This window comes from Pseudomonas sp. HN11 (assembly GCF_021390155.1).
Taxonomy (GTDB): domain Bacteria; phylum Pseudomonadota; class Gammaproteobacteria; order Pseudomonadales; family Pseudomonadaceae; genus Aquipseudomonas.
In genome coordinates, this window is the sequence record NZ_CP089985.1 from 1,298,779 (window position 1) to 1,318,735 (window position 19,957).

General features: G+C 60.6%; 17 protein-coding genes and 2 pseudogenes. 17 read left to right on the top strand and 2 right to left on the bottom strand.

Annotated elements, in window-relative coordinates; translation table 11 throughout:
* Positions 1–141: 141 nt before the first annotated feature.
* Positions 142–1,599, bottom strand: coding sequence for a gamma-aminobutyraldehyde dehydrogenase (locus LVW35_RS05880; protein WP_233894193.1), 1,458 nt, complete (start codon positions 1,597–1,599; stop codon positions 142–144).
* A gap of 133 nt (positions 1,600–1,732) precedes the next feature.
* Complete coding sequence (locus LVW35_RS05885) at positions 1,733–2,644, bottom strand: LysR family transcriptional regulator (RefSeq protein WP_233894195.1); 912 nt, start codon at positions 2,642–2,644, stop codon at positions 1,733–1,735.
* A gap of 191 nt (positions 2,645–2,835) precedes the next feature.
* Between LVW35_RS05885 and LVW35_RS05890 the strand changes: the two genes are divergently transcribed.
* From LVW35_RS05890 to LVW35_RS05970, 17 genes and pseudogenes are all read left to right on the top strand, one after another.
* Positions 2,836–3,543, top strand: a complete 708-nt coding sequence (locus LVW35_RS05890) for a tellurite resistance TerB family protein (protein WP_233894197.1) — start codon at positions 2,836–2,838, stop codon at positions 3,541–3,543.
* A gap of 145 nt (positions 3,544–3,688) precedes the next feature.
* Complete coding sequence (locus LVW35_RS05895) at positions 3,689–5,311, top strand: methyl-accepting chemotaxis protein (RefSeq protein WP_233894199.1); 1,623 nt, start codon at positions 3,689–3,691, stop codon at positions 5,309–5,311.
* On the top strand, positions 5,311–5,823 hold the full coding sequence (locus LVW35_RS05900) for a chemotaxis protein CheW (RefSeq protein WP_233894200.1): 513 nt from the start codon (positions 5,311–5,313) through the stop codon (positions 5,821–5,823). Before LVW35_RS05895 ends, LVW35_RS05900 begins: the two co-directional genes overlap by 1 nt.
* Positions 5,820–7,079: a CheR family methyltransferase gene (locus tag LVW35_RS05905; RefSeq protein ID WP_233894202.1), complete on the top strand. Its 1,260-nt coding sequence runs from the start codon at positions 5,820–5,822 to the stop codon at positions 7,077–7,079. Before LVW35_RS05900 ends, LVW35_RS05905 begins: the two co-directional genes overlap by 4 nt.
* The gene (locus tag LVW35_RS05910; RefSeq protein ID WP_233894204.1) at positions 7,076–7,777 is read left to right on the top strand and encodes a chemotaxis protein CheW; all 702 of its coding nucleotides are present in this window, start codon (positions 7,076–7,078) and stop codon (positions 7,775–7,777) included. The genes LVW35_RS05905 and LVW35_RS05910 overlap by 4 nt, the downstream gene beginning before the upstream one ends.
* Positions 7,774–10,038, top strand: a complete 2,265-nt coding sequence (locus tag LVW35_RS05915) for a hybrid sensor histidine kinase/response regulator (protein ID WP_233894206.1) — start codon at positions 7,774–7,776, stop codon at positions 10,036–10,038. Before LVW35_RS05910 ends, LVW35_RS05915 begins: the two co-directional genes overlap by 4 nt.
* Complete coding sequence (locus tag LVW35_RS05920) at positions 10,035–11,045, top strand: chemotaxis response regulator protein-glutamate methylesterase (protein WP_233894208.1); 1,011 nt, start codon at positions 10,035–10,037, stop codon at positions 11,043–11,045. The genes LVW35_RS05915 and LVW35_RS05920 overlap by 4 nt, the downstream gene beginning before the upstream one ends.
* A gap of 51 nt (positions 11,046–11,096) precedes the next feature.
* Positions 11,097–12,098 (top strand): diguanylate cyclase, encoded by a 1,002-nt coding sequence (locus LVW35_RS05925; protein WP_233894209.1) that lies wholly within the window; start codon positions 11,097–11,099, stop codon positions 12,096–12,098.
* Positions 12,099–12,424: 326 nt separating this feature from the next.
* Positions 12,425–13,520, top strand: a protein-coding gene (gene prfB, locus LVW35_RS05930) for a peptide chain release factor 2 (RefSeq protein ID WP_100215725.1) whose coding sequence is annotated in 2 segments (ribosomal slippage) — positions 12,425–12,496 and positions 12,498–13,520 — 1,095 coding nt in all. Because the reading frame shifts where the segments join, the coding sequence is not laid out codon by codon here.
* Between the two features lie 62 nt (positions 13,521–13,582).
* Positions 13,583–15,082 (top strand): lysine--tRNA ligase, encoded by a 1,500-nt coding sequence (lysS, locus tag LVW35_RS05935; protein WP_233894211.1) that lies wholly within the window; start codon positions 13,583–13,585, stop codon positions 15,080–15,082.
* 106 nt (positions 15,083–15,188) lie between these two features.
* Positions 15,189–15,905 carry a TetR/AcrR family transcriptional regulator gene (locus LVW35_RS05940; protein WP_233894212.1) on the top strand — a complete coding sequence of 239 codons (717 nt, stop codon included), beginning with the start codon at positions 15,189–15,191 and terminating at the stop codon, positions 15,903–15,905.
* Between the two features lie 16 nt (positions 15,906–15,921).
* A complete protein-coding gene (locus tag LVW35_RS05945) occupies positions 15,922–16,470 on the top strand; it encodes a hypothetical protein (protein ID WP_233894213.1) in 549 nt (182 codons plus the stop codon).
* 21 nt (positions 16,471–16,491) lie between these two features.
* Positions 16,492–17,768, top strand: a pseudogene (locus LVW35_RS05950) (flavohemoglobin expression-modulating QEGLA motif protein).
* Positions 17,769–17,922: 154 nt separating this feature from the next.
* Positions 17,923–18,828: an alpha/beta hydrolase gene (locus LVW35_RS05955; protein WP_233894214.1), complete on the top strand. Its 906-nt coding sequence runs from the start codon at positions 17,923–17,925 to the stop codon at positions 18,826–18,828.
* The gene (locus LVW35_RS05960) at positions 18,825–19,151 is read left to right on the top strand and encodes a hypothetical protein (protein WP_233894215.1); all 327 of its coding nucleotides are present in this window, start codon (positions 18,825–18,827) and stop codon (positions 19,149–19,151) included. The genes LVW35_RS05955 and LVW35_RS05960 overlap by 4 nt, the downstream gene beginning before the upstream one ends.
* A gap of 110 nt (positions 19,152–19,261) precedes the next feature.
* A complete protein-coding gene (locus tag LVW35_RS05965; RefSeq protein ID WP_233894216.1) occupies positions 19,262–19,444 on the top strand; it encodes a hypothetical protein in 183 nt (60 codons plus the stop codon).
* 108 nt (positions 19,445–19,552) lie between these two features.
* Positions 19,553–19,787 (top strand): annotated as a pseudogene (locus tag LVW35_RS05970) (hypothetical protein).
* Positions 19,788–19,957: the final 170 nt, after the last annotated feature.

A 19,957-nucleotide genomic window follows, 5' to 3' on the forward strand; every position in this document is an offset into this window, starting at 1 on the left:
TCCCTCTTCTTTAATTATGGTCGGGGCAGTAAAAGCAGTTGTACGTGTTGTTTTTTTTAGCGTAGCTCTTGGCTTCAAGCCGCAAGCCGCAAGAAAAAACGCATCCGTATTTACTTGTAGCTTGCAGCTTGAGTCTTGCGGCTAAAGTGCATTTCCGTGCCGGGCCATGATGTGCCTGACAACGCTATAGTCCTGCAATGAATCACTCGACAGATCTTTCCCATACCCCGAGCGTTTCAAGCCGCCGTGGGGCATTTCGCTGACCAGCATGAAATGGCTGTTGATCCAGGTGCAGCCATATTGCAGGCGCGCCGCCACTTGCATGGCCTTGTCCAGGTTCTGAGTCCACACGGAGGAGGCCAGGCCGTATTCGGAGTCGTTGGCCCAGTCCACCACCTGTTCCAGTTCATCGAAGCGGGTCACGGTGACTACCGGCCCGAATACTTCGCGCTGTACGATTTCATCGTTTTGTTTACAGCCGGCGAGCAGGGTGGGTTGGTAATAGAACCCGGCCCCGGAATGCACGGCAGCGCCGGTGATACGTTCTATATGCGGCTGGCCGAGGGCGCGCTCGACAAAACTGGCCACCCGATCGCGCTGGCGCGTGCTGATCAGCGGGCCGAGCTCATTATCGGCATCGCGTTTACCGGCAAACCGCAGGCTGCTGACCGCCGCGCCAAGCTCGGCTACCAATTTGTCGTGAATGCCGGCCTGGGCGTAGATGCGGCACGCGGCAGTGCAGTCCTGGCCGGCATTGTAATAACCGTAGGCACGCACGCCTTCGACCACGGCTTGCAGGTCTGCGTCGTTGCACACGATCACTGGCGCCTTGCCACCCAGTTCCAGGTGCGTGCGTTTCAACGTCTTGGACGCGGCTTGCAGAATCTTTTGCCCGGTGACGATATCCCCAGTCAACGAGACCATGCGCACCTTGGGATGGCTGACCAAGTGACTGCCGACGCCTTCGCCGCCGCCACACAGAATGTTGATCACGCCGCGAGGCAACAGCTCCTTAAGCACCGGGGCCAGGGCGAGGATCGACAGCGGCGTGTGTTCCGAGGGTTTGAACACCAACGTATTGCCGGCGGCCAGGGCCGGAGCGATTTTCCACGCGGCCATCATCAGCGGGTAGTTCCACGGCGCGATGGATGCCACCACGCCAATCGGATCGCGACGCACCATGCTGGTATAGCCCGGCAGGTATTCACCGCTCAGTTGACCGGTCTGGCAGCGCACGGCCCCGGCGAAGAAGCGGAACACATCCACGGTGGCGCTCAAGTCATCCTGACGCGCCAGATGCAAAGGCTTGCCGCAGTTCAGGGATTCCAGACGTGCCAGGTAGTCGGCTTGTTTTTCGATGGCGTCGGCAATGCCCAACAGGATGTTTGAACGCTGCTGGGGCGTAGTGCGCGACCAGCCGGCGAAGGCGCTGTGGGCGGCAATGATCGCGGTTTCGACCTGCTCGGCGCTGGCTTCGGCGATCTGGGTGAGCACTTCACCGGTGGCCGGGTTGAGGATCGGCTCGGCGAACCCCTGGCCCTGGACCAGTTCGCCGTCGATCAGCAACGCAGTGAGCAGCGGGGTGGGCGCACCGGACATTTTTCGCGATCTCTTTTCTTGTGTGGCCATGGGCGTTCTCTTACAAGGCGCCTGACCTTCTCTTATGGGATGTAGAGAGACTAGAGGTTAGGCGCGAGGTCAACAAATACTAAATACTGAATGCAGCATTCGATTAAATAGATGGCTTGCGCGGGTGTGGTTGTTCACGGGCGACAGTCAGGAACGGGTCGACCAGCGCAGGCCGTGCGGTGCCACGGCGCCAGGCCAGGCCTACGTCGAGGGTCTGGCTGAGGTCGGCAATCGGCCGGGCTTCGATAATGTCGCCCTCAAGCGACCAGGGCCGATAGGTCATGTCCGGTTGGATCGATACGCCCAGGCCCGCTGCCACCAGGCTTCGCACGGCTTCGGTGGAGGCGGTGCGCAAGGTCACGCGCGGTTGCAGGCCTGCGCCAGTCCACATGCGCTGGGCGTTGTGGCCCATTTCGTCCACGTTCAGCTGGATCAACGGTTCGCGTGCCACGTCGGCCAGGTTGATGCTGTCGTTTTCCAGCAGGGGGTGTTGTGCGGGTAGCCATAAGCGGTGGGGCGAATGGGTAAGCACTTCGGTTTGCAGTGCGTGTCGGTCCTCCAGGTTGGAGAGGATCAACACGCCGACGTCGATTTCGCCGCTGACCAGTAAATGCTCGATGTACGGGCGCTCGTCCTCCATCACGCGGATTTCCACATTGGGATAGGCGCGCTGGAAGCGGGTCAGCAGGTCGGCGAGGTAATAACCGGCCACCAGGCTCGTTACGCCAATGATCAACTGCCCGGCGACCTGGTCGGTGCTCTGCTGCAGGCTGCGCTTGGCGTTGTCGACAGTGGCGAGGATCAGGTGCGCCTGGCGCAGGAATTGATGGCCCTGGTGGGTCAGGGTCATGCCCTTGGCGTGACGATTGAACAGATTGACGCCGATCTCCTGCTCCAGTTGCTGGATCGCCAGGGTCAGGGTCGATTGGGAAATGAACGCTGTTTGCGCGGCAGCGGAGATCGAGCCGGTCTCGGCCACGGCGATAAAATGCCGGATTTGACGCAAGGTCATCATGCTGGAATTACCAGTGGGGTGTTTTTATAGATTTTTTCGAGTGTATATCGATTTAAGTGAAGGGCAGCAGCAAGCTTCAAGCCGCAAGCGTTGCGTTACATCTGGAAGCACTCTAGATCGGGGCTTTTTGGCACTTAGTTTTACGCTGAGGGCCTATTGGTCCTATGAACCCTAGTGTCTGGAGGCTACGAATGAATACCCGTGGATTGCTCGATCAGTTGCTCAAGTCCGGCCAGGACATGCTGCAAAACAAGGCTGGCGGCCAGCGTAAACAGGACGATAAAGGCGCATTGGGTGGCTTGCTCGGCGGCGGTGGCCTTGGCAGCCTGCTCGGTGGTGCAGGCGGCGGCGCCCTGGCAGCCGGTGCCATGGGCCTGCTGCTGGGTAACAAGAAGGCGCGCAAATTCGGCGGCAAGGCCCTGACCTACGGCGGTCTGGCAGCCTTGGGCGTCATCGCCTACAAAGCCTACGGCAACTGGCAGGCCAATCAGGCAAGCGCACCCCAGGGCGAGCCGCAAACCATCGACCGCCTGCCACCGGCCCAGGTTGAGCAACACAGCCAGGGCATCCTCAAGGCACTGGTCGCCGCCGCCAAGGCTGACGGCCATGTGGACGAACGCGAGCGCGCGCTGATCGAAGGCGAATTCACCAAGCTGGATAACGACCGCGAATTGCAAAGCTGGCTGCACGCTGAACTCAACAAACCTCTCGACCCGGCCGATGTGGCACGGGCTGCTGGCACCCCGGAAATGGCCGCCGAGATGTACATCGCCAGCGTGATGTTGGTGGACGAAGAAAACTTTATGGAGAAGGCTTACCTCGATGAACTGGCGCGGCAACTGAAACTGGAGCCGGGTTTGAAGCTGGAACTGGAAAAACAGGTTCGGCTGAATCAATAGGCTCGGGCCTGAGACGATCAAAATGTGGGAGCGGACTTGCTCCCACATTTGCATTCTGTGAGCGCTACATTAAAACCCGTTGATAAATGAGGGCTTCTGCTCAGCTATACTCCCCCGCATTTGATCGGCCCTTCGAGGAATTACTGTGAAGAACTGGACCTTGCGCCAACGGATCTTGGCAAGCTTTGCGGTCATTATCGCCATCATGCTGTTAATGGTTGTGGTCTCCTATTCACGGTTGCTGAAGATCGAAACCAGCGAAGTCGCGGTGCGCGATGATGCGGTGCCGGGGGTTTACCTCAGTTCCATGATCCGCAGCGCGTGGGTCGACAGCTACCTGCAAACCCTCGAATTACTTGGCCTGCGTGAAAACAAGCAGTTGAGCGACGCCGACCGTGCCGAGTTCAAGTCCTTCGAAGCACGCATCCTGCAGCAGATGGATAACTACGAAAAAACCATCTCCGGCGGTGACGATCGGTCCGAGTTCGACAAATTCGAAACCCTGCACCAGGCCTACAACAAGAGCCTGTCCACCGTGCTCGACAGCTTGCAACGCGGTGACCTGGCCACCGCGCGTAAAGAGTTCGACGCCCAGTTGACGCCGACCTGGACCGCAGGCCGCATGAAGCTCAACGACATCATCACCGAGAACAAGAACGTCGCCGACCGTGCAACCAACGCGATCGATGACGCGGTATCCGCCGCGAAAATCAGCATGTTCGTGTCTCTGGTCGTGGCGATCCTTGCCGCTGGCCTGTGCGGTCTGCTGCTGATGCGCGCGATCATGGCGCCGATGCAGCGCATCGTCGCCATCCTAGAAACCATGCGCGACGGCGACCTGAGCAAGCGCTTGAACCTGGAGCGCAAGGACGAGTTTGGCGCAGTGGAAACCGGCTTCAACGACATGATGACCGAGCTGACCGCTCTGGTGTCCCAGGCCCAGCGCTCGTCGGTGCAGGTGACCACCTCGGTCACCGAAATTGCCGCCACCTCCAAGCAGCAACAGGCCACCGCCACTGAAACCGCCGCGACCACCACCGAAATCGGCGCCACCTCCCGTGAGATCGCGGCCACGTCCAAGGACCTGGTGCGCACCATGACCGAAGTTTCCACCGCCGCCGATCAGGCCTCGGTCGCCGCCGGTTCCGGCCAGCAAGGCCTGGCGCGCATGGAAGAAACCATGCACTCGGTGATGGGCGCCGCCGACCTGGTCAACGCCAAGCTGGCGATCCTCAATGAGAAGGCCGGCAACATCAACCAGGTGGTAGTGACTATCGTCAAGGTCGCCGACCAGACCAACCTGCTGTCGCTCAACGCCGCCATCGAGGCCGAGAAGGCCGGTGAATATGGCCGCGGTTTTGCCGTGGTTGCCACTGAAGTGCGTCGTTTGGCCGACCAGACCGCCGTGGCCACCTACGACATCGAACAGATGGTGCGTGAGATCCAGTCGGCGGTATCTGCCGGCGTGATGGGCATGGACAAATTCTCCGAAGAAGTGCGTCGCGGCATGTTTGAAGTGCAGCAAGTCGGTGAGCAGTTGTCGCAGATTATCCATCAGGTGCAGGCGCTGGCGCCGCGGGTGTTGATGGTCAACGAAGGCATGCAGGCCCAGGCCACCGGCGCCGAGCAGATCAACCATGCCCTGGTGCAACTGGGCGATGCCAGCAGCCAGACTGTCGAGTCCCTGCGCCAGGCCAGCTTTGCCATTGATGAGCTGAGCCAGGTGGCGGTCGGTCTGCGCAGCGGCGTGTCGCGTTTCAAAGTCTGATGAGCGACCTCGTGGCTAGACGCGGCGCCGTCCCGGCAGCGAAAAAGGCGTTGTTCCTGGTGTTCCACATCGGCGACGAACGTTACGCCCTCAAGGCCACCGAAGTGGCCGAGGTGCTGCCGCGCCTGCCGCTCACCCCCATTGCCCATGCGCCGACGTGGGTGGCGGGCATCTTTGCTCACCGTGGCGCGCTGGTGCCAGTGATCGACCTCAGCACCCTGACGTTCGGCAAACCGGCCCAGGCTCGTACCAGTACGCGCCTGGTGCTGGTCAATTACCAGCCGCAGCCTTGGGTTGAAGCCCGCTGGCTGGGACTGATCCTGGAGCAAGCCACCGACACCCTGCGTTGTGACCTGGGGGAGTTCAAGCCCTACGGCTTGGACAACCGCGAGGCGCCGTACCTGGGGCTGGTCCGTGAGGATGCCCTGGGCTTGATGCAGTGGATCGGCGTCAACGAACTGCTCACCGATGACGTGCGCGCCATGCTGTTTTCTGCCGAGCTACGGGTATGAGCCACGACCCGCGTTTCTTTGCCTTCCTTAAAGAGCGCATCGGCCTGGATGTCGCGTCGGTGGGCGAAGCCATCATCGAGCGCGCGTTGCGTCAGCGCAGCCAGGCCGTCAATGCGCAAACGGCCGACGATTACTGGCAGCACCTGCAAAGTTCCAACGATGAGCAACAGGCGCTGATCGAAGCGGTGATCGTTCCCGAAACCTGGTTTTTTCGTTATCCCGAATCCTTTGCGACCCTGGCCCGCCTCGCCAAGGCGCGCCTGGCCGAGATCAAGCAGATGCGCGCCCTGCGCATCCTCAGCCTGCCGTGCTCCACCGGCGAAGAACCTTATTCGATTGCCATGGCCTTACTGGATGCTGGCCTGGCGCCGCACCAGTTCAAGGTGCTGGGCCTGGATGTCAGCCCGCTGTCGGTGGAGCGCGCGCGGCGCGGGGTGTATGGCAAGAATTCTTTCCGTGGTGGTGATATAGCCTTTCGCGACCGCCATTTCATCGAATACGGCGACGGCTATCACATAGCCGACCGCGTACGCGAACAGGTGCGCCTGCAAGTAGGCAACCTGCTCGATCCTGGCCTGTTGGCAAATGAAGCGAGCTACGACTTCGTGTTCTGCCGCAACCTGCTGATCTACTTCGACCAACCGACCCAGAAGCAAGTCTTCGACGTGCTCAAGGGCCTGACCCACGTGGAAGGCGTGCTGTTTATCGGCCCAGCCGAGGGCAGCCTGCTGGGGCGCCATGGCATGCGCTCGATTGGCGTGCCGCAGTCGTTCGCGTTCAGTCGGCATGCCGAGCCGGTCAAGCCTGGGCCTGCGTTTATGCCCAAGGCTATGCCCATCCCAGCGCGCAGTGCGGCACCGATTTCGACCAAACCACGACCATTCAGCACTGTGAGTGCGCAGGTGGTGCCGATCAAGACGCCGCACACCGATGCGGGCGACCTGCTCAGCCGCATCGCCACCTTGGCGAACGAAGGCAAAAGCGCCGAAGCCCGCGCCGCATGCGAACAGTATTTGAGCAACCACCCGCCGGTCGCCCAGGTGTTCTATTGGCTGGGGCTGCTCAGCGATGTGGCGGGCAGTGCCTTGGAAGCCCAGGGTTATTATCGAAAAGCCTTGTACCTGGAACCCCAGCACCCGCAGGCCTTGATGCACCTGGCCGCGTTGCTCGAGTCCCAGGGCGACAGTGCGGGGGCGCGCCGTTTGCAGGCGCGGGCCGCCCGTAGCGAGCGAGCTGACAGTGAGTCCAAACGATGAGTAACACCGAGGCGCTCGACACCGCCGGCCTGGACCTGACCCTGGCCGATACCCAAGCCATCGACGACTGCTGGAATCGCATCGGCATTCATGGCGACAAGTCTTGCCCGTTGCTGACGGACCATATCCATTGCCGCAACTGTTCGGTGTACTCGGCGGCCGCCACGCGTTTGCTGGACCGTTACGCCTTGCAGCAGGACGAGCATCGCCCACACGCCGCCGTCGAGTTGGGCGAAGACGTGGTCACCCGTTCGCTGTTGATGTTCCGTCTCGGCGAGGAATGGCTGGGTATTGCCACCCGCTGCCTGGTGGAAGTGGCGCCGCTGCAACCGATTCATTCCCTGCCGCACCAGCGCTCGCGCGCTTTGCTCGGCGTAGCCAATGTGCGCGGCGCGCTGGTGGCGTGCCTGTCGCTGGTGGAACTGTTGGGCCTGGACGTCACCAGCCATGGCCCCAGCGGTGGGCGCATCATGCCGCGCATGTTGATCATCACCGCAGGGGATGGCCCGGTGGTGGTGCCGGTGGATGAAGTCGATGGTATCCATGCCATCGATGAGCGTACCTTGAAGGCGGCATCGGCCTCGGGTACCCAGGCCAGCGCGCGCTACACCCAAGGCGTGTTGCAGTGGAAAGGCCGCAGCCTGCGTTGGTTGGACGAGGCGCAATTGTTGTCCGCCGTGACTCGGAGCCTCACATGACCCCCGACCAGATGCGTGATGCCTCGCTGCTGGAACTTTTCAGCCTGGAAGCCGATGCGCAGACCCAGGTACTGAGCGCGGGCCTGCTGGCCCTGGAGCGCAACCCCACCCAGGCTGATCAGCTCGAAGCCTGCATGCGCGCCGCTCACTCGCTCAAGGGTGCGGCACGCATCGTCGGGGTGGACGCCGGGGTCAGCGTCTCCCATGTGATGGAAGATTGTCTGGTCAGCGCCCAGGAAAGCCGCCTGTACCTGCAGCCCGAACATATTGATGCGTTGCTGCAAGGCACCGACCTGCTGATGCGCATCGCCACGCCGGGCAACGACGTCGGGCCGACGGACATCGAAGCCTACGTGGCCTTGATGGAGCGCTTGCTGGACCCGTCCCAGGCACCGGTCAAAATGGCACCGCCGCCGCCCGCGCCCATTGTTGAAGAACTGCCGCCGGAACCCGAGCCCGCGCCGCCGGTGGCCGCCGAGCCGCCACGCCAGAGCAAACGCATGACCGAAGGCGGCGAACGCGTACTGCGGGTGACCGCCGAGCGTTTGAACAGCCTGCTGGACCTGTCGAGCAAATCCCTGGTGGAAACCCAGCGGCTCAAGCCGTACCTGGCCAGCCTGCAACGCCTCAAGCGCATTCAAAGCCAGAGCGTACGGGCCCTGGATACGTTGGACGGGCAACTCAAGACCCAAAACCTGAATCTTGAAGCCCAGGAGGCACTGGCCGACACCCGCCGTCTGCTCAGCGAAGCGCAAGCCTTGCTGGCAGAAAAAACCGCAGAGCTGGATGAGTTCGGCTGGCAGGCCGGGCAGCGTGCCCAAGTGCTTTACGACACCGCGCTGGCGTGCCGCATGCGCCCGTTTGCCGATGTGCTGGCCGGGCAAGTGCGCATGGTGCGCGACCTCGGGCGCAGTCTCGGCAAGCAGGTGCGGCTGGAGATCGAGGGCGAAAAGACCCAGGTCGACCGCGACGTGCTGGAGAAACTCGAAGCCCCGTTGACCCATTTGTTGCGCAACGCCGTCGACCACGGCATCGAAATGCCTGAGCAACGCTTGCTGGCGGGCAAACCGGCGGAGGGCCTGATTCGCTTGCGCGCGTCCCATCAGGCGGGTTTGCTGGTGCTGGAATTGAGCGATGACGGCAACGGTGTCGACCTGGAGCGCCTGCGCGGCACCATCGTCGACCGGCATTTGTCGCCGCTGGAAACGGCCCTGCGCCTGAGCGAAGAAGAACTGCTGACGTTCCTGTTCCTGCCGGGGTTCAGCCTGCGCGACAAGGTCACGCAAGTGTCCGGGCGCGGGGTCGGCCTGGATGCAGTGCAGCATATGGTCCGCCAACTGCGCGGCGCAGTGGTGCTGGAGCAGACGGCGGGGCAGGGCAGTCGTTTTCACCTGGAAGTGCCATTGACCCTGTCGGTGGTGCGCAGCCTGGTGGTGGAAGTCGGCGAAGAGGCCTACGCATTCCCACTGGCTCATATCGAGCGCATGTGCGACCTGGCGCCGGACGACATCGTGCAACTGGAAGGTCGCCAGCATTTCTGGCACGAGGGCCGGCACGTGGGCCTGGTCGCCGCCAGCCAGTTGCTGCAGCGCCCTGCAGGGCAGAATCAGTCGGACACCTTGAAAGTCGTGGTGATTCGCGAGCGCGATGCCGTGTACGGGATTGCCGTGGAGCGTTTTATCGGCGAGCGTACGCTGGTGGTGCTGCCGCTGGATGATCGCCTGGGCAAGGTCCAGGATATTTCCGCCGGCGCGTTGCTGGATGACGGCTCGGTGGTGTTGATCGTCGACGTTGAAGACATGCTGCGTTCGGTGGACAAGCTGCTGAACACCGGCCGATTGGAACGGATTGCCCGGCGCAGTCAACAAGCCACCGAGGCACCGCGTAAACGGGTGTTGGTGGTGGATGACTCGCTGACCGTGCGCGAGCTGCAACGCAAATTATTACTTAATCGTGGTTATGAAGTGGCCGTGGCGGTCGATGGCATGGACGGCTGGAACGCCTTGCGCTCCGAAGACTTTGACCTGTTGATCACTGATATTGATATGCCTCGTATGGACGGTATTGAATTGGTCACACTCTTGCGCCGTGACACCCGCCTGCAATCGTTGCCGGTGATGGTGGTGTCCTACAAGGATCGCGAAGAAGACCGACGTCGTGGACTGGACGCCGGCGCCGACTATTATTTAGCCAAAGCCAGTTTCCACGATGACGCCCTGCTGGACGCCGTGGTGGAACTGATCGGAGGCGCGCGGGCATGAGGATTGCGATCGTCAATGACATGCCCTTGGCGGTGGAGGCCTTGCGCCGCGCCTTGAGCTTCGAGCCCGCGCATCAAGTTGTCTGGGTGGCCACCAATGGCCTGGAAGCGGTGCAGCGCTGCGCCGAACTGACACCGGACCTGATCCTGATGGACCTGATCATGCCGGTGATGGACGGTGTGGAAGCCACCCGCCGGATCATGGCCGAGACGCCCTGCGCCATCGTTATCGTGACCGTCGACCGCCAGGCCAACGTCAGCCGGGTATTCGAAGCCATGGGCCATGGCGCCCTGGATGTGGTGGACACGCCGCCTCTGGGCGTGGGCAACCCCAAGGATGCGGCGGCGCCGCTGCTGCGCAAGATCCTCAATATTGGCTGGTTGATCGGCCAGCGCGGCAGCCGCGTGCGCGCCGAAACCGTTGCCCCGCGGATCACCGGCAAACGCCAGAGCCTGGTGGCCATCGGTTCGTCGGCAGGTGGTCCGGCCGCCCTGGAAATCCTGCTCAAGGGCTTGCCGCGGGACTTTCCCGCCGCCATTGTACTGGTGCAACATGTGGACCAGGTGTTCGCCGCCGGCATGGCCGAGTGGCTGAGCAGCGCCTCCGGCCTGCCGGTGCGCCTGGCCCGCGAAGGCGAACCGCCACAAAGTGGCGTAGTGCTGCTGGCCGGCACTAACCATCACATTCGTTTATTGAAGAATGGCACGCTAGCCTATACCGCAGAGCCAGTGAACGAGATTTACCGACCTTCGATCGACGTGTTTTTCGAAAGCGTGGCCAGTCATTGGAATGGCGATGCTGTCGGCGTGCTGTTGACCGGCATGGGGCGCGATGGCGCCCAGGGCCTCAAGTTATTGCGTGAACAAGGTTATTTGACCATCGCCCAGGATCAGCACAGCTCGGCGGTGTATGGCATGCCCAAAGCGGCGGCGGCGATTGATGCTGCTGTTGAAATTCGCCCACTGGATAGAATTGCGCCCCGATTGCTGGAGGTCTTTGCAAAATGAACATGGCCTCCCGCGGTGCTGGCTTGCAGGTAGTAATTCAGGTGACTGCACATGAATGATTTACAGATCGACGACATCAAGACCGACGAAAATGCCGCCATGGTGTTGCTGGTCGACGACCAGGCCATGATCGGCGAAGCCGTGCGGCGTGGCCTGGCCCATGAAGAAAATATCGACTTCCACTTCTGCGCCGATCCTCATCAGGCGATTGCCCAGGCGATCCGCATCAAGCCGACCGTTATCCTGCAGGATCTGGTGATGCCTGGCCTCGACGGACTGACCTTGGTGCGCGAATACCGTAATCACCCGGCCACGCAGAACATCCCGATCATTGTGCTTTCGACCAAGGAAGACCCACTGATCAAGAGCGCGGCGTTTTCTGCCGGGGCCAATGATTATCTGGTCAAGCTGCCGGACAATATCGAACTGGTGGCGCGCATTCGCTATCACTCGCGCTCGTACATGACCTTGTTGCAGCGGGATGCGGCTTATCGTGCGCTGCGGGTCAGCCAACAGCAGTTGCTGGACACCAATCTGGTGCTGCAGCGATTGATGAACTCCGATGGCCTGACCGGGCTGTCCAACCGTCGCCACTTCGATGAGTACCTGGAGTTGGAGTGGCGGCGTGCCATGCGTGACCAGACCCAGTTGTCGTTGTTGATGATTGATGTGGATTTCTTCAAAACCTATAACGATAGCTTTGGGCATGTCGAGGGCGATGAGGCGTTGCGCAAGGTTGCAGCGACCATTCGTGAGGCCAGCAGTCGGCCTTCGGATTTGCCGGCGCGCTATGGTGGTGAGGAGTTTGCGTTGGTCTTACCGAATACGTCGCCAGGCGGGGCGCGGTTGGTGGCCGAGAAGCTGCGGATGGCGGTGGCTGCGCTGAAAATTCCGCATAACGCGCCGACAGAGGGTTCCAGCCTGACCGTCAGCATTGGGCTGTCGACCATGACGCCGGTGCAGGGGACGGATTACCGGCAGGTGATCCTGGCGGCGGATAAGGGGTTGTATACGGCCAAGCATAATGGGCGCAATCAGGTTGGGATTGAGTAGGGCTTGGCGCTGCTTAGTACATATCCATTACTTAGGTTATAGCCGCTTATGGGTCCGCCCTTACGGCGGCCCCCCAAATCCATGTCGGATTACGGGCATACCGAGCCTAGGCGAGGTGCCAAGTGTTGGGGCAAGAGCGCTTTGGTTACTTTCGCGCTTTTTCGAAAGTGACCCGCCGTAAGGGCGGGACCATAAGTGGCCGTTACCTGCATAACGGATATGCCCCCCACCAACCCCACGCCTTTTCGCCCAGCGGACTGCCGCTCCCCCCCATTTCCCGTTATACTCGCCGGCTTTCAAAAGTTCGCCAACGAGTGCTGCCCGCCATGGAAATCAACCCGATCCTTAACACCATCAAGGACCTGTCCGAGCGCTCCGAAACTATTCGGGGGTATCTTTGACTACGATCAAAAGCACGAGCGCCTGACCGAAGTCAATCGCGAGCTTGAAGATCCTGCTGTCTGGAACAAACCTGAATACGCCCAGGAGCTGGGCCGCGAGCGCGCTGCGCTGGCGCAGATCGTCGATACCCTCGACGAACTGAACACCGGTCTGGCCGATTGCCGTGACCTGCTGGACATGGCCGTCGAAGAAAACGACGAAGGCGCAGTGGGCGATGTCGTCGCCGAGCTGGCCCGTCTCGAGGAAAACCTCGCCAAACTCGAATTCCGCCGCATGTTCAGCCACGAGATGGACCCGAACAACGCCTACCTGGACATCCAGGCCGGCTCCGGCGGCACCGAGGCCCAGGACTGGGCCAACATCCTGCTGCGCATGTACCTGCGCTGGGCGGACAAACGCGGTTTCGAAGCGACCATCATGGAACTGTCCGCCGGTGAAGTCGCCGGTATCAAGGGCGCGACCGTGCACATCAAGGGTGAATATGCCTTTGGCTGGTTGCGCACCGAGATCGGCGTGCACCGCCTGGTACGCAAGAGCCCGTTCGACTCCGGCAACCGTCGCCACACCTCGTTCTCCGCCGTTTTCGTCTCGCCAGAGATCGACGACAAGGTGGAAATCGAAATCAACCCGGCCGACCTGCGCATCGACACCTACCGCTCCTCCGGTGCCGGTGGTCAGCACGTAAACACCACCGACTCGGCCGTACGTATTACCCACGTACCGACCAACACCGTGGTCAGCTGCCAGAACGAACGTTCCCAGCACGCCAACAAGGACACCGCCATGAAAATGCTGCGGGCCAAGTTGTACGAGCAGGAAATGCAGAAGCGCAATGCCGCGTCCCAGGCGCTGGAAGACACCAAGTCGGATATCGGCTGGGGTCATCAGATCCGCTCTTATGTGCTCGATGCGTCGCGGATCAAGGATCTGCGCACTAACATCGAACGCAGTGACTGTGACAAGGTACTCGACGGTGATATCGACGAATACCTGGAAGCCAGCCTGAAATCCGGCCTGTAATCCCTTGCCGGCGATCCCCGGCCTGAGCCTGGGACAACGAACCTGATGGAAAATTTAAAGACATGAGCGACCAACAACCCGACCAGGCCCTGCAACAGGAAGAAAACTCCCTGATCGCCCTGCGCAAGGAAAAGCTTGCTGCCGAGCGCGCCAAGGGCAATGCCTTTCCCAACGACTTTCGCCGCGAAAACTACTGCGATGCCTTGCAGAAACAGTACGCGGACAAGACCAAGGAAGAGCTGGCAGAGGCTGCGATCCCGGTCAAGGTGGCAGGTCGCATCATGCTCAACCGTGGCTCGTTCATGGTGATCCAGGACATGACCGGTCGCATCCAGGTCTACGTCAACCGCAAGACCTTGCCTGAAGAAACCCTGGCCTCGGTGAAAACCTGGGACATGGGCGACATCATCGCCGCCGAAGGCACCCTGGCCCGTTCCGGCAAGGGTGACCTGTACGTCGAGATGACCAACGTGCGCCTGCTGACCAAGTCGCTGCGCCCGCTGCCGGACAAGCACCACGGCCTGACCGACACTGAACAGCGCTACCGCCAGCGCTACGTTGACCTTATCGTCAACGAAGAGGTGCGCCACACTTTCCGTGTGCGCTCGCAAGTGATCGCACACATCCGCAGCTTCCTGATGCAGCGCGACTTCCTTGAAGTCGAAACGCCGATGCTGCAGACCATTCCTGGCGGCGCCGCAGCCAAGCCGTTCGAAACCCACCATAACGCGCTGGACATGGAAATGTTCCTGCGTATCGCGCCGGAGCTGTACCTCAAGCGCCTGGTGGTTGGCGGCTTCGAAAAAGTGTTCGAGATCAACCGCAACTTCCGTAACGAAGGCGTTTCGACGCGTCACAATCCAGAATTCACCATGTTGGAGTTCTACCAGGCCTACGCCGACTACGAAGACAACATGGACCTGACCGAAGAACTGTTCCGCGAACTGGCGCAGTTGGTCCTGGGCAGCACTGACGTGCCGTACGGCGACAAGGTATTCCACTTCGGCGAGCCATTCGTGCGTCTGTCGGTGTTCGACTCGATCCTCAAGTACAACCCCGAGCTGACCGCCGATGACCTGAACGACATCGACAAGGCCCGCGCCATCGCCAAGAAAGCCGGCGCCAAGGTGCTGGGTTTCGAAGGCCTGGGCAAACTGCAGGTGATGATTTTCGAGGAGCTGGTTGAGCACAAGCTGGAGCAGCCACACTTCATTACCCAGTACCCGTTCGAAGTGTCGCCGCTGGCCCGTCGCAACGACGACAACCCGAACGTCACCGACCGTTTCGAGCTGTTCATCGGTGGCCGCGAAATCGCCAACGCCTACTCCGAGTTGAACGACGCGCAAGACCAGGCCGAGCGCTTCATGGCCCAGGTGGCCGACAAAGACGCCGGCGACGACGAAGCCATGCACTACGACGCAGACTTCGTGCGTGCCCTGGAATACGGCATGCCGCCGACGGCCGGTGAAGGTATCGGCATCGACCGCCTGGTGATGTTGTTGACAGACTCGCCGTCGATCCGCGACGTGATCTTGTTTCCGCACATGCGGCCACAAGCGTAACCGTAGCGAAATCCAGAGCCGCCTTTTATAAGGCGGCTTTTTTATGTGGCGTCTTTAAGCGTCAAGCAAACAGCGCCAGGTTTTGATCTATTCAAGGATGTGTGTCGTGAACCGCGTAACCGCTCAAGAAGGCGCCGCCGGCGTTGCCGCTGCCGTGGCTGAAAGCGTCCAGTACCAGGGCCGCAAGGCCAGTCGTCGGGGCAGCGAGCAGCGCAGGCAAGACATTCTCGATGCAGCCATGCGCATTGTGGTTCGCGATGGCGTACGAGCCGTGCGCCATCGCGCGGTGGCGGCGGAGGCTGGGGTGCCATTGTCGGCCACCACCTACTATTTCAAAGACATCGATGATCTACTCACCGACACCTTCGCCCAATACGTCGAGCGAAGCGCCGCGTTCATGGGCAAGCTGTGGGTGCGCAACGAAGGCCTGCTGCGCGAGATGGTCGCCTACGGTGACGGCAGCCCGCAGTCACGCTCGCAACTGGCCGATGACATTGCGCGGCTGACCGCTGATTACGTCTTGCGCCAACTGACCAACCGTCGTGAACACCTGATGGCCGAGCAGGCGTTTCGTCAGGAAGCCTTGCTCAACCCGCGCCTGGCCGAGTTGGTGCGTTCCCACCAGCAGATTCTGTTGCAGGGCACGGGGCAGTTTTTCCAGGTGCTGGGCTCCCGTGAGCCACGACAGGATGCCAAAGTGTTGACGGCGATAATCAGTCGGATGGAATATCAGGGCCTGCTGGGCGGCGCAGAGCCTCTGACCGGTGAAGAGATGCTTGAGATCCTCAAGCGTTACATGCATTTGGTGTTGGCCTCGGTCTGACACCGGGGGATGTCCAATGAAAACCTGGCGTGTGGTGGTAACCGCTTTGTCGTTCCTGCTGCTCAGCGGTTGCCTGGTGACCTTCAAGGACCCGCTGCCGGCCCATGACGCCGCGCCACAGGCGCTGCTGGGCCAATGGTCGAGCAAAAATGCCTGGGGCGAACCGCTCAACCTGCATATTACCGTCGTCGGTGAACACCGTTACAAAGCCGTGAGCTACCCTACAGCCAAGCCGGGCCAGCGTGATGAGTACCTGTTTACTGTTTCGCGCCATGGCAACCGTTGGTATCTGTCGGCGCCACTGCCGGCCAAACTGGGTGGCAACTTCATACTTGCCGGATTTGAGTTCGACAAAAAAGGCGAACTGGTGGTCTACAGCCTCGACCTTGAACAGATCCATCAAGCCATGGGCCAAAAGGCGTTGCACGGCAGTACGGTGGAAACCGTCGAAGGTGCTGGCGTATTGGTGGACAGCTCCTTGGACCAGGTGTTTGCCTACCTGGATGACCCTGCCAACGCCGATGTATTCGTGGAAGTCGTGCGCTACCAGCGCGCGGGCAAATAACGTTTAAAGAGGAAGCACCGGGTGGACGATTACCAGCAGACGATACGCACCTTGTCTGATCGCATTGTGCTGGCGCAAACACCGATTCGCGTACTCGACGCCGTGAAGTGGGACGAGAACATTCGCCAGGGATTCCTCAAGGCCAAGGGCAGGGAAATGCCTGCAGTAGACCGCGATTACTACCTCAACCGGCCACTGTCATTCGACTCCAGCGCGGTGAAGCTGGAATTCCAGAACATCGAGCGCGACATCACCCGTCGCCTTGGCCAGTTCAGCCCGGTGGGGCAGATCATGCGCCGCATGTGCAAGGAGTACCGCATGGTGGTGCGCATGCTTGAAGCGCGCGGTACCGAGGATTTCGGCCTGATCTCCCAGGAACTCTACGGCGCCGCCTCCGATGCGTTCCATGCCGGCGACCCGACCCTGGCCGACCTGGGCCTGATGCTGTCGGACTATCTGAACAACATCGATGGCCGTGGCGACTTGAAGGATGAAGCCAAGACGCTCACCGCCAAGGACGCCGTCGCTCTGTTGCAAACACGCCTGAATAAAGTATTCGGCGAGGCTGAAGAAACCATCCGCGTGTTCGAGTCCGACGGTATTGTCGCCGACGCGGCGGCGGGCGCGGACTACATCAAGATCCGCGCCGACGCGATGTTCAACGACCGCGACGTGCGCGCCCTGGAAGTGCATGAAGGCCTGGTGCACGTAGGCACCACCCTCAACGGCCAGAACCAACCCATCTGCACCTTCCTGTCCAAGGGCCCGCCGTCGTCCACCGTGACCCAGGAAGGCTTGGCGATCCTGATGGAAATCATCACGTTTGCCTCCTACCCGAGTCGCCTGCGCAAGCTGACCAACCGCACGCGCGCCATCCATATGGTGGAGGAGGGGCCGACTTCCTGCAGGTGTTCGAGTTCTTCCGCGAGCAAGGCTTTGAGATGGCCGAAAGCTACGGCAATGCCAGTCGCGTATTCCGAGGGTCGGTGCCGACCGGTCTGCCGTTTACCAAAGACCTGTCCTACCTCAAGGGCTTTATCATGGTCTACAACTACATCCAACTGGCCGTGCGCAAAGGCAAACTGGAACAAGTGCCCTTGCTGTTCTGCGGCAAGACCACCCTGGAAGACATGCGCACTCTGCGCCAACTGGTCGACGAAGGCCTGGTGGTGCCGCCCAAGTACCTGCCCGAGCAGTTCCGCGACATGAACGCATTGGCGGCATGGATGTGCTTCTCCAACTTCCTCAATCACTTGAGTCTGGATCGGATCGAGGCGGATTACTCCAATATCCTTTGACGAAACCGGATTAACCTGTGGGAGCGGGCTTGCTCGCGAAAGCGGTAGATCAGATAGACATAAGTTGACTGACTCACTGCTTTCGCAAGCAAGCCCGGCCCACATGTGAGTCTCTGAAAACTTAAAACTGCGAATAATAGCGAGGCTTCAACGGATGAGAATCCTCGGCATTCTGTGCCTGCTACTCACATTGAACGGTTGCAGCTCACTGCTGTTTTACCCCGAGCCCGGCCTGCCGTTCACCCCGCAGAAAGCGCGCCTGCAGTACCGCGACGTCACCTTGACCACCGCAGACGGCGTAAAGCTCCACGCCTGGTGGTTGCCGGCCAAGGCCGGCGTGCCGCTCAAAGGCACGGTGCTGCATTTGCACGGTAACGGCGGCAACCTGGCCTGGCACCTGGGCGGCAGTTGGTGGCTGCCCGAACAGGGCTACCAAGTGTTGCTGCTGGACTATCGCGGTTATGGCTTGTCGGAAGGCAAACCGTCGTTGCCGGCGATCTACCAGGATGTGGACGCGGCGTTCAGTTGGATCGACAAGGCGCCCGAAACCCAGGGCCAGCCATTGATTGTGCTGGGCCAAAGCCTGGGTGGTGCGCTGGCCGTCCACTACCTGGCCGCCCACCCAGAGCGCCAATCCCAGCTCAAAGCATTGGTGCTGGATGGCGTGCCCGCCAGTTATCGTGATGTAGGACAATTCGCCCTGAGCACCTCCTGGTTAACATGGCCATTCCAGGTGCCCCTGTCCTGGCTGGTGCCGGACGGCGACAGTGCGATCTATGCCATGCCTCAGCTGACTAGCGTGCCGAAGCTGTTGTTCCACAGCCTGGATGACCCGATCGTGCCCGTGGCCAATGGCATTCGCCTGTACCAGGCCGCACCGCCGCCCAAGGTGCTGCAGTTGACCCGAGGCGGCCACGTGCAGACCTTTGCCGACAAGACCTGGCAAACCGTGATGCTGCGCTACCTGGATGACCCGCAGCACTTCAACGGCCTGCGGCGGTTGGGCGAAATTCCGAACTACCCCACTCCTCACGTTGATTCATCAGAGAGCCCGCAATGAGCGAAGAACGCAACATGATCCCGCTGATCCTCACCGGCATCGGCACTATCATCGGTACCGTCGGTTGCCTGTGGTACTACGGTTACCTGCACTTCGCCAAGCCGGAAGATGCGCTGTTGCTCAGCGATTTCACCCTGCTCAAGACGGTACCGGGAGAAGACTACAAGATCTCCCTGACGCCGGCCGCACAAGTGGCGCAGTGCGTGGATGGCGTGCTGGTGATGTTCGACACCGAGCAGAAAGGCTTGAGCGGTGTGCTGGTGGATAACAAAAAACAGGCGGTGCGGTGCGTGGGCCAGGAAACGTCACAGCTCCAGCAGTAATCCGAATGCACCGCGTGTGAAATATTTGGAACCGCTTTGCTTAACAGGCCACTCAATGGTTTGTCAGCGTTCGTGGTGGGTAGGTGCGAACCGCCAACCAGGGGAGACTTATGGTCAAGTTGGATGAGATAAGTGCGATAGAGAGGTGGGTGAAAATGTGCAGGACGCAGAGGCTGGTTGAAGCGCTTGACGAGGGCGCCGCCGAGCTTGCACAAAAGGACCTGAAGGAGCCGCGCAAAGAAAAGCCTGGATATGCAGGTTTCGAAAGCGACGAGTCTCCGATCGAATACTAAATTTGAAAACACCACCGTTTCTGAGGGTCACAACGAAAAAACACCGCCTATCGAGGCGGGGGGCACTCCATTCGATCAGTTAGCTACGGACAACCGTGGTTTGACCGGCTGATCCTCACCGGCATCGGCACTGTCGGCTGCCTGTGGTACTACGGCTACCTGCACTTTGCCAAACCCGAAGATACGCTGTTACAGCGACTTCACTCTGCTCAAGACCGTGCTGGGCGAAGACTACAAGGTGTCACTGACCCCGGCTGCCCAGGTGGCGCAGTGTGTCGAGGGTGTGCTGGTGATGTTTGGTACCGAATACAAAGGCTTGAGCGGCGTATTGGTGAATACCTAAAAGCAGGCTGTTCGCTGCATGGGGCAGGAAACGCCAAAACTGCGCGAGAGTTCCTTCTCAAAAAAAATCGTCCAGCTCCAGAAATATTTGGAACGGTTTTGCGTAGGAAGCCACTGAATGACTCGTCAGTGTGTTGCTGGCAGACAACTTACCTGTATCGATTTTGGGAG

Bases quoted from the DNA above. Each gene is read 5' to 3' on its own strand.
- LVW35_RS05900 (WP_233894200.1), top strand. From the start codon at position 5,311: ATGAGCGACCTCGTGGCTAGACGCGGCGCCGTCCCGGCAGCGAAAAAG.
- LVW35_RS05960 (WP_233894215.1), top strand. From the start codon at position 18,825: ATGAGCGAAGAACGCAACATGATCCCGCTGATCCTCACCGGCATCGGC.
- LVW35_RS05890 (WP_233894197.1), top strand. From the start codon at position 2,836: ATGAATACCCGTGGATTGCTCGATCAGTTGCTCAAGTCCGGCCAGGAC.
- LVW35_RS05915 (WP_233894206.1), top strand. From the start codon at position 7,774: ATGACCCCCGACCAGATGCGTGATGCCTCGCTGCTGGAACTTTTCAGC.
- LVW35_RS05905 (WP_233894202.1), top strand. From the start codon at position 5,820: ATGAGCCACGACCCGCGTTTCTTTGCCTTCCTTAAAGAGCGCATCGGC.
- LVW35_RS05955 (WP_233894214.1), top strand. From the start codon at position 17,923: ATGAGAATCCTCGGCATTCTGTGCCTGCTACTCACATTGAACGGTTGC.
- LVW35_RS05910 (WP_233894204.1), top strand. From the start codon at position 7,076: ATGAGTAACACCGAGGCGCTCGACACCGCCGGCCTGGACCTGACCCTG.
- LVW35_RS05880 (WP_233894193.1), bottom strand. From the start codon at position 1,599: ATGTCCGGTGCGCCCACCCCGCTGCTCACTGCGTTGCTGATCGACGGC.
- LVW35_RS05925 (WP_233894209.1), top strand. From the start codon at position 11,097: ATGAATGATTTACAGATCGACGACATCAAGACCGACGAAAATGCCGCC.
- LVW35_RS05920 (WP_233894208.1), top strand. From the start codon at position 10,035: ATGAGGATTGCGATCGTCAATGACATGCCCTTGGCGGTGGAGGCCTTG.
- LVW35_RS05965 (WP_233894216.1), top strand. From the start codon at position 19,262: ATGGTCAAGTTGGATGAGATAAGTGCGATAGAGAGGTGGGTGAAAATG.
- lysS (WP_233894211.1), top strand. From the start codon at position 13,583: ATGAGCGACCAACAACCCGACCAGGCCCTGCAACAGGAAGAAAACTCC.
- LVW35_RS05885 (WP_233894195.1), bottom strand. From the start codon at position 2,644: ATGATGACCTTGCGTCAAATCCGGCATTTTATCGCCGTGGCCGAGACC.
- LVW35_RS05945 (WP_233894213.1), top strand. From the start codon at position 15,922: ATGAAAACCTGGCGTGTGGTGGTAACCGCTTTGTCGTTCCTGCTGCTC.